The sequence below is a fragment of the Phaeodactylibacter xiamenensis genome (genome assembly GCF_000759025.1).
GTDB classification, from domain to species: Bacteria; Bacteroidota; Bacteroidia; order Chitinophagales; family Saprospiraceae; genus Phaeodactylibacter; species Phaeodactylibacter xiamenensis.
Map to the genome: position 1 here is coordinate 370,679 of NZ_JPOS01000038.1, position 10,695 is coordinate 381,373.

The 10,695-nt window shown below is 48.6% G+C and carries 11 protein-coding genes; 8 read left to right on the top strand and 3 right to left on the bottom strand.

Annotated elements, in window-relative coordinates:
• Nucleotides 1–60 precede the first annotated feature (60 nt).
• Nucleotides 61–696, bottom strand: coding sequence for a hypothetical protein (locus tag IX84_RS16360; protein WP_152605096.1), 636 nt, complete (start codon nucleotides 694–696; stop codon nucleotides 61–63).
• Between the two features lie 51 nt (nucleotides 697–747).
• The gene (locus IX84_RS16365; protein ID WP_044223088.1) at nucleotides 748–1,842 is read right to left on the bottom strand and encodes a hypothetical protein; all 1,095 of its coding nucleotides are present in this window, start codon (nucleotides 1,840–1,842) and stop codon (nucleotides 748–750) included.
• Nucleotides 1,843–2,398: 556 nt separating this feature from the next.
• Here IX84_RS16365 and IX84_RS16370 point away from each other — a divergent pair.
• The 6 genes from IX84_RS16370 (at nucleotide 2,399) to IX84_RS16395 (ending at nucleotide 8,120) form a co-directional block, all read left to right on the top strand.
• Nucleotides 2,399–2,902 carry a hypothetical protein gene (locus IX84_RS16370; protein WP_152605097.1) on the top strand — a complete coding sequence of 168 codons (504 nt, stop codon included), beginning with the start codon at nucleotides 2,399–2,401 and terminating at the stop codon, nucleotides 2,900–2,902.
• Nucleotides 2,903–2,968: 66 nt separating this feature from the next.
• Entirely contained in the window at nucleotides 2,969–3,433 is a 465-nt protein-coding gene (locus IX84_RS16375) for a DUF2147 domain-containing protein (protein ID WP_202965258.1), read from the top strand.
• An 88-nt stretch (nucleotides 3,434–3,521) separates the two neighbouring features.
• Nucleotides 3,522–4,622: a DUF6268 family outer membrane beta-barrel protein gene (locus IX84_RS16380; protein ID WP_052516070.1), complete on the top strand. Its 1,101-nt coding sequence runs from the start codon at nucleotides 3,522–3,524 to the stop codon at nucleotides 4,620–4,622.
• 408 nt (nucleotides 4,623–5,030) lie between these two features.
• Nucleotides 5,031–5,597, top strand: a complete 567-nt coding sequence (locus IX84_RS16385) for a UbiX family flavin prenyltransferase (RefSeq protein WP_173426310.1) — start codon at nucleotides 5,031–5,033, stop codon at nucleotides 5,595–5,597.
• 94 nt (nucleotides 5,598–5,691) lie between these two features.
• Nucleotides 5,692–7,821 (top strand): gliding motility-associated C-terminal domain-containing protein, encoded by a 2,130-nt coding sequence (locus IX84_RS16390; RefSeq protein ID WP_044223098.1) that lies wholly within the window; start codon nucleotides 5,692–5,694, stop codon nucleotides 7,819–7,821.
• 59 nt (nucleotides 7,822–7,880) lie between these two features.
• A complete protein-coding gene (locus tag IX84_RS16395) occupies nucleotides 7,881–8,120 on the top strand; it encodes a hypothetical protein (protein WP_044223100.1) in 240 nt (79 codons plus the stop codon).
• An 85-nt stretch (nucleotides 8,121–8,205) separates the two neighbouring features.
• On the opposite strand, the gene IX84_RS16400 is transcribed toward IX84_RS16395, so the two are convergent.
• On the bottom strand, nucleotides 8,206–8,406 hold the full coding sequence (locus IX84_RS16400) for a YwbE family protein (RefSeq protein ID WP_044223102.1): 201 nt from the start codon (nucleotides 8,404–8,406) through the stop codon (nucleotides 8,206–8,208).
• Nucleotides 8,407–8,561: 155 nt separating this feature from the next.
• On the opposite strand from IX84_RS16400, the gene IX84_RS16405 reads away from it, so the two are divergent.
• Together IX84_RS16405 and IX84_RS16410 are read left to right on the top strand one after the other, a co-directional pair.
• Nucleotides 8,562–9,395 carry a CvfB family protein gene (locus IX84_RS16405; RefSeq protein ID WP_052516073.1) on the top strand — a complete coding sequence of 278 codons (834 nt, stop codon included), beginning with the start codon at nucleotides 8,562–8,564 and terminating at the stop codon, nucleotides 9,393–9,395.
• A gap of 362 nt (nucleotides 9,396–9,757) precedes the next feature.
• Nucleotides 9,758–10,695, top strand: a 938-nt coding sequence (locus IX84_RS16410) for an IS1380 family transposase (protein WP_044223106.1), incomplete at its 3' end; no start/stop codon positions are given.

Consider the following 10,695-nt stretch of genomic DNA (forward strand, 5'->3'; position numbering starts at 1 on the left):
ATGTTCGGAGCACATCGGCAACAGCAGGCCTGTCCCAAACATAGCCTCGAAGCTTGAACGTCAAGGCTCCAGGAAAAAAGTAGTGGCTACCGTACAGAGCGTATCCCCCGCTTTCAGTACATTTTGTTCTATACCCGCAGTCGTCAGGTCTTCACTATCGAAAGTCCGGCAAAATTCACCACCTGCGGTGAAGTAGGAGGGAGTCCCATTCAAGCCTTCCTCCTCGACAAAATGGAAAGTCACCTCACAAATTTCAATCCGGTCAGCACCGCTGTTGTAGTCGAAAACCATGACAAATCCATCCCGGGTAAAAGTGATTTCCTGACCGGCAACTTCATACTCCAGGCTATCGGCAAGCGTGGTGGCTCCGGTTGTCGGGTCATCCATAAAGGTAAGTTGTGCCTCCGTCTCATTTTGCAGCACAATTTCCTGGATAAAGAAATTATCTCCTACAAAAAGCAGCCAGTCTGTTGCCCGCATGGTATCTACGTAACTTACAAAATAATCAGATGGAGTGATGGAGGTATAGCCCTGTTCGGTGACTAAAACATACTCCCGGTCAGCCGATTCATAACCAGAGAGGCTGTAAGCCTTGGGGAATTCCGGAAGTTGGGGCGGATCGTCTTCTGTGCAGCTGGATAGTAGCGCCATTCCGAGAAGGAGAAGAACATAAATTGGGACTGGAACGAATTTCATGCTGAATGATTTTTATGAAAATAAGGAGTTAAATAGCTTGATTTTTATGGATTAAAGCTTTTTTAGGCGGGTTGCTTTGAAATGCTCTGTAAAGCGTTTTTTCCCGCCATTTTCACCGGGCAGGTAAGGTTGATTCTGAGCATGAAAAAGGACACCGTCTTTCTTGTAATCTTCTAAAGAGCCAGAAGTATAGGTATTCTTTGTGCAGTATGATTTGAAGAACTTGCTTTCTTGCTCTGGGTGATATATTTCGATGTTGACAGTATCCTTTCGCCTGCGTTTGGAGACGAAGTATTCCTCAGTGGGAAATAGAGGACCCGTTAGTTCAGTATCGAATATTGTATGGAATGCAGGTTTTTTCCGGTTGAGATCATAAATTAATAACCCTTCCGGCCAATAAAGATCTGGCCCTAATGCGCCACCATAGTGTACAGCCATCCAATGATCGTTTCCGGTAATCACTGGTGCGCCGCTACTGGAGCCTTTACTCGTTCTAAATGTAGCAATGACTTCGCCTCGTTTGTTGAATACCCTGTGTTCAGCAAGTATCAAAAAGGCGTCGTAGCTTCGGCAATCAGCCGTAAAGCATTCCATCAGGTAAAGTGTGTGAGAAGTAGCAACGGTGTTGCGGTTTTTGCGTTTAGGGTCGCCAGGGGTTTCAGCAGAAATCTCTTCCCCTGAAAAACCTAATATTATTCCCTTGTCAATACGAGACAAAGCGGTGGTGTCTTCGACGAAATTTTTTACTAACGCAATGCCTGATTTGTCAAGTCTCTGCACGGAATTGGTAACTAAGCCGGTTTTACTGTATGTTGGCTTCTCCTTTGCATTGAGAACTTCTAGAAAAGGGCTCATTCCTACTAAATCAACCTCTTTATCTACAACGCCGGTACGTTCGTCAACAAACTCAAGCTTCGTCACCCCCATCCTGTTATATTTCTGTATATAAGATCCGGTGCGGAAAAAATCCTGAGGCGGTTTCTTTGTTTCAATTTTTTTCGGAACGCTATCCAATTCAATTTTTTCTTGAGATAGGGGTCTTTGTTTGCCTGTATGGGCATAGGTAATGGCTGTATTCAATATTAGAATCCAAATAACCAAACCGCATGTAATTAAGCTTGGTATCCGAATATGATTTAATTTCATAATGCAATATTTTAATAGTGAAAGTCTTTAGAAAACAACCGCCACAGCGCTCCCTCAAGCGCCGTTGAGCGGTTATGTACATACAGATTTACAACAGTGCTCTTACATCATCCATCTTGCAATAAAACAAGCGATGACAGTAAAGACATTGCTGACTTCTAACTGTACAGCTGCTTATGGCACAATGCAATACATTACAAGTGTCTTTTCCTAACGTAATCCATAAGGATGATTAGGTAAGGGCTTGATAAGCATGTACACATGCATATAGCAGTAAGCAACTCCGTTTTCGTTCTCGCAATAAACCTGACTATTGGAAGCTTTCCTGAGTGAGGAAGGCTATAGCGCTTTTGACTGAAAAAATTTGTGCAGAAAATTATCCTAAAATAAAATTACAGACAATGCTTGATTTTTCCAAGTCTAATGTCCTGCGCTTTCAATAAAATTACCGGGGATAAGCACCTCCCGGTTGTGAAATAATTAAGAAAAGTAATACTTTTATCCGTGGTATTATTGCTAAATATTACTCGGGTATACGAGTGAACTAAAATAGAATATGAAACTTTCTATCTTCTTTCGAACAGCGTACTTATTAGGCGTCGTTGGCATGGTGCTCCTTTCTTCCTGTGGGCAGGAAACGGCCTCTAAGTATCCGGTGAATGACCAGTCCTTTGTTATGGAAGGGCCGCTTTTCCAAGGGCCTAATACCGCACAGGCCTCTTTTACGCCTGCCATGAATGCGGAGGGGGAGCTAACGAGTGCAACGCTTGCTTCTGCCGTATTGAAAGCGCCGGAGGGGCAAAACTTTGATGCCTTTTCAGATGTCGTGTTGCAATTGGTGACCAGTTCCAGCGACATGATTCAGGTGGGGGTGTTAAACCCCGTTCCCAAAGGCCAGTCAAGCCTTACTCTGCAGGTCTCCAATGAAGCGGACTTATCAGAATTGCTGTCCTCCGGGGAATGTGTGTGGGTCATTGATGCCAATATTCCCGTTGACATGATGGACACCACGATAACCTTTTCAGGAGATTTTATGTTTGATGTAACCCATACCAAATAAAGGAGTTTCCCGTTGGTATGAGGTCCCATTTTTTTACCCAATTACCACTTTTAACCAATTAAAATCATGATGAAATCGATATTTCTTACCTTCTCTCTCGCTATACTCACAGTGGGGGTTGCTTTCGGGCAAGACAAAAAAGCAGACCAAAAAGAAGCGGACCGGCTCATTGGCGTATGGGCGCCGAGTAATGGCCGTGCATTGGTGAAAGTTCAGAATATTGCAGGCAAATACTACGGCCGCATCGTTAAGCTCAAAGAGCCCAATGATCCGGAAACAGGAAAGCCCAAGCTGGATAAGAACAATCCGGACGAGTCTTTGCGGGATACGCCACTTCTGGGTTATCGGATGCTCAAAGACTTCGTTTACGCTGGCGACGATGAATGGACCGAAGGAACGATTTACGATCCGCTAAGCGGTAGCCTCTACAGCTGTACCATTAAAATGAAAAAGGATGGGAGCCTGGATATCCGGGGGTACATCGGTGTTAAGGCACTGGGCCGTACAGATGTATGGACCCGGGTCAAATAACCCGTCACAATATGCAGGGAGCCCTCCGTTTCCTGCATATTTGTTTGCACTTGATTGAAATTCTAACGCTACAAAAAGCACTACCGCAATGTCTTATCGTATCTTGTTGTTGCTGTTCGCGTGGATGTCATGCGGATGGCTCTTTGCTCAGACGCCTGACAGCACGGCGCAGGAAAGCGACCTTGATTTTGGCGAATTTGATGATTTTGACTTCGGAGATGTAGAAGTGAAAACCTATTGCTCCTCCAAAGTTATCGGGATTAGCCCGCAGCAGCTGATTTCCCTGGGTTATGACTTTCAGGGTTCTTATGATGCCAGTTTTTCTGCCATCGGAAGTTTTGAAGATGGAGCAAATGTGCCCCAGGAGACCTATCAAATAAACTCCACGCAGGGGGTACGGCTGGTCGCCAATATCCCGGTCTATTCGCGCAATAGCCTGGTGGTTCAACTCGGGGCTAATATATGGGATATGCGGTATCAATTTGATGAGCCTGATGATCAAATCAGCAATGAAGTGGCTCGCTCCATCAATCAGAATGGCCTGCGCACTGCCGGGCTGAATACCACCGTTTTCAAGCCACTTGATGAAACCCGCTTCCTCCTTTTTCAGGGAAGTGCTGATCTGAGCGGAGACTATACCTTCGATAATATGCAGTCCCTGGAATACTTGCGTTACTCCGCCGCGGCTCTGTTCGGATGGAGGAAAAGCGACTACTTCCAGTGGGCGGTAGGCTTGTCCCGTACCTATCGGGTGGGAGAAATGAACTACATCCCGGTTGTCCTGCTCAACTGGACCGCAAAAGACAGTCCCTGGGGGGTAGAATGCCTGCTGCCAGCCCGGGCACACGTACGCTACAGCTTAAGCCCGCGCAATATGCTGTTTGCGGGCTTTGAGTTAGAAGGTCAGAGCTACCGAATCAACGGGGTTTCTGAAACGCTGAACAATCAAAGCCTGGAAATACGCCGGGGCGAAATGCGCTGGCGGGCGATGTGGCAACGGCAGCTTACTGGCTTTGTATGGCTGCAAGCCCAGGCAGGGTACCGCATTAACTGGAGCTATAACGCAGATACCTTACCGGGAGGAGATGAATTTTTCCGGGGCTTTTTCGGTAATCAGGAGTATGCTATGCTCAACTCCCTCACCAATCCCTTTTATGCCAATATCAGCATCAACCTGGTAAGCCCGTAAAGCTTGGGCTGAAAATGGGGGTTTATGATGTTAATTGTTTACGCCGCCTTCTGTTTGGGGCCTGAAAGAGTTTGGGGACAACTTGATGGACAAACACTCGCATCAGCTTAGTAAAAGATGATGCGGGTACTCCCCCCGCAATACTTGGCCCCTAATCCTGTGGCAGGTCAACCATAGCACCATAATACCACAAGATCAAGCCCCAGGATTACCGCCCAGCTCACCACACCACCACAATACCACAATACCAACCCCAAGCCCCTCCCCAGCCCACCACAATACCAAAACACCCCAAAACCCCAAAACACCCACCGCCCGCCAAAGCCACAGGCGACGGCGGGAAAACACCTTTTATTTCCAAAACAATCCACACCCTTCGATCCTTTATTCCTCAACCAACCTACAATTATGAAGCACAAAATTGCAATCGGCATCGGTGGCTCAAGCGGGAGTATTTACGCCAAAGTACTGCTGGACCGCCTGGTTCAGGTGCAGGATCAGCTGGAAGCAGTAGGCATTGTGATGAGCGATAACGCCAAGTTCAACTGGGAATACGAGCTGGGGGACAAAAGCTACGAAAGCTACCCCTTCACCTTTTACGATAAGCGGGATTTTATGGCGCCTTTCGCGTCCGGTTCTGCCCGCTACGGTACGGTGATCATTTGCCCCTGCTCTATGGGCCTGCTGGGGCGCATCGCTACCGGGGTTTCGACCGACCTCACCACACGTGCTGCCGATGTTGCGCTGAAAGAACGCCGCCGCCTCATCCTGGTACCCCGGGATACGCCCTACAGCCTCATACACCTTAATAATATGAAAGCAGTGACGGAAGCCGGCGGCATTATCTGCCCGGCGAGCCCATCCTTCTACAGCCGTCCCCAAACTTTTGAGGAAATGGCTGCGACTGTTACCGATCGCGTACTAGACCTTGCCGGGCTTGATTTGCAGAGTTATCGCTGGGGCGAAACGGAATAAGATGTCCGTTAATAGCAAAGTGGCAGAGTAGGAATAGCTGCTCTAGGCAGGAAAAAGGATTTTACTTAACTTGCTGAGAAATCACCCCTGACTTATGAGAAGATTACTTTTTGGGGCCATCTTGCTTCTGGCACTGCTCTCTGCTGTTACCGGCTTTGCGCAAGACGACTGTGGCTGTCAGGAAGAAGAAGTCATTACCGTTTGCTACCTCTCTAAGCTGGACTACTGTGGTGCTTTTGGTGCCAACTGCGAATACACCTTTGATGGGGATTTCTTTGAAGGTGGGCTGGTGGCCAAGCTGCAAAACCCGGCTTTATTCGGTGAGAATGGCATTTCCTGTGACCTGGAGCTGAAGCGCGCCACCCCGGCAGACCTTAGCAGTGTACAGGCGATCAACGATTGCGGCTGTGATATGATCTTCGTGGGGCAGTTTCTCACCCTGGATGTTTTTGGGCAGCCTGATCTTACAGAGTCCGCTGTACCCACACAGACGCTCAATAATATCAGGGACTGGTCTCTGGCCTGTGAAAGCAACCTGGTGATCGTCACTCAGGCCGAAGCCCGTCCGTGGGGCTATATCACGGCCAATCAGAACATCAACCCCAATACCCCCGAGGAGGAAACCTCCGTCTCTTCTATCTTCGACGGGCCCTTTGGGAGCCTTAGTTTTTTCAATCAGGGGGGCTCTTATCAGGGCGTTTTTGCCGGTTTGCCGACAACGGGTTTCGAAATCCTCGCCAATGATGTGACCGGCGCACCTACGGTCGCCCTTGACGAAGCCACGAACGACATCATCTTGGGCGATGTGGGCATCCTGTGTTCCAACGGGGCGGGAGAGATATCCCTGGGCAATAGCATTGTTAATAACAACGACATTCTGGCTGCCAATATCTTTGCATTGGGCTGCCGGATTGCTGAGGGTATTTCCACTTTGGACCAGGCGTTTACGGTTTGTGAAGGGGAGCCGGTCGTACTTCCGGATGGTGGAGTTGCGAACGCACCGGGCGAATACCTGGATACCCTGACCGCTGCGAATGGCTGTGACTCCATCGTGCTTACGCAAATCACCTGGCTTCCTCAGGATACCATTAACCTGGGCAGGACTACTTGTTTCGAGTCTGGCTACAGTATTGAGGTGGATGGGAATGTCTTTGACGTGGACCGCCCGTCTGGCAGCGTACTGCTGCAAAATGCTTCAGGTTGTGACTCCCTTGTCAATGTGAACATCAACTTCGTCGAGTTCCTCAGTACAAACATTCAACAGGAAGTCTGCGAGGACAGCGGCTACAGCATAACGGTCAACGGAACCACCTACAATGAAGCTAATCCCGATGGGCAGGAGGCCATGATTACTGCTGATGGCTGTGATTCTATTGTCACTGTTGATCTCAATTTTGTCCCATTCCTTACCGACACCCTGTCCCTGGAAGCCTGTCAGAATAGTGGCTTCAATATTACGGTCGGGAATACCAATTACAATGAGTCCAATCCATCGGGAGAAGAGGTACTGCAAAGCGTTGACGGTTGTGATTCCATCGTCACGGTCAACCTATCTTTTAGGCCTGTTAGTACTACTTACATCGAAGTGCCTGTATGTGAGGGTGAGACGTTTATGGTCGGCGGAGTTCCATTTCCGGCCGGGACCTCCACAGAAGTGTTGCTTACCAATCAGTACGGCTGCGATTCCATCATATTTGTGGAGCTGCCCGAGCTGCCCGCACCGGTAGTAGGCATTGATACGGTGGTGACTATTCAGCAAGGCAGTGCGCACACCTTCAGTGCATCAGGCGACCCTGCTTTCAATTACACCTGGAGCCCCGCTGAAGCCTTAAGCTGCAGCAGTTGTATGTCTGCTGTGCTGGAAGTGGGGAGTTACCCCGCAGTTGTAGAGCTGAATGTGACAGACTCACTTGGGTGCGCTTCCATTTACACGATACAGCCGGAATACATTTGTACGCCTTATTTGCCCAATGCCTTCTCTCCCAATGCCGATGGGCGCAACGATACCTTCTTCCCGTTTGTGGTTTGCCCCAACGCCACCTACACCCTGCAAATATTCGACCGCTGGGGCAATCTGGTTTTTGAGTCTTCCGATAGCAACCTGGAGTGGGACGGGCAGGTCAACGGCAAGGCCGCACCGATTGGCGTGTACGTCTACGTGGTACAACTGGAAACCGCCTTCACCCGGGAGACTTTTTCCGGAGAGCTGAACCTGGTGCGCTGAGGGAACGATATGGAGCGAATAAGAGTTTAACTTAAAAATCACTTAAATTAGGATAGAATATGAAAGCATTAAACCCTGAAGGTGCCCCGCTGACAAACCTCCAACTAGAATTAGTAAAACTTTTTGCCCAGGAAGTCCCGGAAGAAGATTTAAGAAATATCAAACAACTAATCGCCAATTATTTCGCAGAAAAAGCGATGGATATGGCAGATCAAGTGTGGGAAGCAAAAGGCTGGACAGATGAAGATGCTCAAAGAATGCTGAATACTAAAATGCGGGCGCCTCATCGATCTGAATAAGGAAAGATTCGCGTAGTTGTCGATACGAATATCATACTTGTAGCCGTTTCAAGGCGATCACCCTATAATTGGGTTTTCCAAAAACTCAGCCCTCCTCCAAAATTTCCTTCACCCGGCCCACCTCGCCCGTTTCTAGTTTAACCTTAATACCATGCGGGTGCTGTGGTGATTTAGTAAGAATACGCGCCACATAGCCTTCTGTCAGTTCGCCGGTTCGTTGATCCTGCTTTTGCACGATGCGCACCAGCTGCCCGGGCTTGATATTTGATCGCTTTCTGCCGTCCATTCTTTTTTCGTCAAAGATAGCCTAACTCCTTTCTCTGACAATTTATGCGGGAAATGCTTTCGTGAAAAGAAATACGACCAGATGGAGTAGAGCTTTTCGCGAAAGCATTTCCGTCAAGGCGCGGAAATTGTCAGAGAACCATCTAACTTTGTATCATGATAGAAATTGGCACCTTCCAAAATCTCAAAGCCGTGCGCGCCACGCCCCACGGTATGGTCCTTCACAATGAAGAAGGCGATGATGTCCTGCTGCCCAATAAGTATGTGCCGGAAGGCCTGCAGGAGGGTGGGGAAGTAGAGGTGTTCGTGTATACCGATTCTGAAGACTGGCCCATCGCTACCACGCAGCGCCCCTTTGTACAGCGTGATCAGTATGCCAATCTGCTTGTTAAGGAAATCTCTGCCCTCGGGGCCTGGATGGACATGGGGCTGGACAAAGACCTGCTTGTGCCCTTTTCCGAACAGGACCTGCGTATGGATGCTGGCAAGTACTATCCGGTCTACGTGTATGTAGACGAAGAGACCGACCGCCTCGTCGGCTCCAATCGCTTCCGCCGCTTCCTGTCTCAGGATAACCTCACGGTGGAAGAAGGGCAGGAGGTAGACCTCTTCATCCTCGGCTTTTCCGATTTGGGCGCCAAAGCAGCGGTCAACGGCTTGCACGAGGGGCTGATTTTTAAAAGTGACATCTTCCGCACGTTGCAGCCGGGGGAACGCCTGAAAGGCTTCGTCAAAACCGTCCGCCCGGATGGTAAACTGGACTTGACCCTGCAGCCTGAAGGTTATGCGAAGGTGGAACCTAATGCTGAAAAAATCCTGGCTAAGCTCCGCAGCACCGCCAATGGTTTTCTGGCTTTACATGATAAAAGTGACCCTGAGCTGATCCGAGAGCAGTTGGAAATGAGTAAAAAAACCTTCAAAAAAGCAATCGGAGGTCTTTACAAGGAGCAGTTGATCGAGCTGGTGGATGGGGGGATTCGGTTGAAGTAGGGGGGGGCTTTCATTGGGCAGTCTGTAGTCGGCAGTGTGGTAGTCTTTCATTGGGCAGTCTTTTAGTTGGCAGTCGGCAGTGTGGCAGTTGGGCAAGTCTTCTGGTGTTCGCTTCGCGGGTGGGGCGAGGGTTGTGAGTGTTTTCTTTTAGGGAGGGGCTGGTTGGGTTCTGTCTTTTCTTTTCCAAAATAGTCGTTGCGCTTTTTTCGGTTATTTTTTTCCTGGTACGGTTGTTTTCTTTCCAAATTACTTTATTGGTGTTGTAAACCCGGATTATTCACGGCAAGGCATAAAAAAAGGGTATAAGTTCTTATATTAGAGTTGCTTAGGCTTCAAAAAATATAAAAACTCCATACCCAAAAATGAGTAATAAAAATACGGCTTTTTATCAGAATAAAAAACAATACACCTTCGATTTTTCGGGCCAGGAAACCAGCTCAGATGGAGGCTTTAGCCTTCTGTACAAACTGGCGAGAAGATCAAAATTGATCAAAGCGTTCAGTGAGCAGGTCCCCGACCGGCGCGACCCTGAGCTGATCACTTACAGTGTTGAAGAGCTGATAATGCAACGGGTAATGCTGCTGGCTTGCGGTTACGAAGATTGTAATGATGTAGATTACCTCAAGGAAGACCCCTTGCTGAAAGCTCTAATGGATAACGGCTTGTGTTCTCAACCAACGCTGAGCCGCCTGGAAAACAGCCTGAACATGGGCGCCGTGTACCGGCTGGCTGAGTGGTGGGTTGACCGGTATGTGGCTAGTTTGCCCACTGATAAAGAGTATGTGATCATTGATGTGGATTGTACCGACGACCCTACCCATGGAGATCAGCAGGGCAGTTTGTTTCACGGCTACTACTGGCAGTGGATGCTCAATGAGCTGTTTTATATAGATGGGGAAACGGGGCAAATCATCCTGCCGGTATTGCGCCCCGGCAACGTACACTCCAATAAATGGAATGACAGGTTTTTGCGGGTAATCGCCAGGAAAATCCGCCAGCGCTTTGGGGATATTCAAATCATCGTCCGGGCTGATGGCGGCTTTTCCTGCCCTGGTTTTTATGAGGTAGTGGAGGAGCAAGACCTTGATTTTTGCATTGGCCTTACATCTAACCCCCGCCTGAAAGCGGCGGTCCGGAAATCTTATGACTGGGTCAATAAGCACTATGGGCAAAAGGGGGCCCGGCATCAAAAGTTTGTAGGGCCCTTCAGTTACCAGGCTGATTCCTGGGATAACCCTCAGCAAGTATATGCCAAAATTGAATCGACGGGCAAAGGCATGAATCTGCGTTTTATCGTTAG

Excerpts from the sequence above, each read along its gene's own strand:
- IX84_RS16405 (WP_052516073.1), top strand. The coding sequence starts at position 8,562 with ATGATAGAAATTGGCACCTTCCAAAATCTCAAAGCCGTGCGCGCCACG.
- IX84_RS16365 (WP_044223088.1), bottom strand. The coding sequence starts at position 1,842 with ATGAAATTAAATCATATTCGGATACCAAGCTTAATTACATGCGGTTTG.
- IX84_RS16370 (WP_152605097.1), top strand. The coding sequence starts at position 2,399 with ATGAAACTTTCTATCTTCTTTCGAACAGCGTACTTATTAGGCGTCGTT.
- IX84_RS16390 (WP_044223098.1), top strand. The coding sequence starts at position 5,692 with ATGAGAAGATTACTTTTTGGGGCCATCTTGCTTCTGGCACTGCTCTCT.
- IX84_RS16375 (WP_202965258.1), top strand. The coding sequence starts at position 2,969 with ATGATGAAATCGATATTTCTTACCTTCTCTCTCGCTATACTCACAGTG.
- IX84_RS16395 (WP_044223100.1), top strand. The coding sequence starts at position 7,881 with ATGAAAGCATTAAACCCTGAAGGTGCCCCGCTGACAAACCTCCAACTA.
- IX84_RS16385 (WP_173426310.1), top strand. The coding sequence starts at position 5,031 with ATGAAGCACAAAATTGCAATCGGCATCGGTGGCTCAAGCGGGAGTATT.
- IX84_RS16360 (WP_152605096.1), bottom strand. The coding sequence starts at position 696 with ATGAAATTCGTTCCAGTCCCAATTTATGTTCTTCTCCTTCTCGGAATG.
- IX84_RS16380 (WP_052516070.1), top strand. The coding sequence starts at position 3,522 with ATGTCTTATCGTATCTTGTTGTTGCTGTTCGCGTGGATGTCATGCGGA.
- IX84_RS16400 (WP_044223102.1), bottom strand. The coding sequence starts at position 8,406 with ATGGACGGCAGAAAGCGATCAAATATCAAGCCCGGGCAGCTGGTGCGC.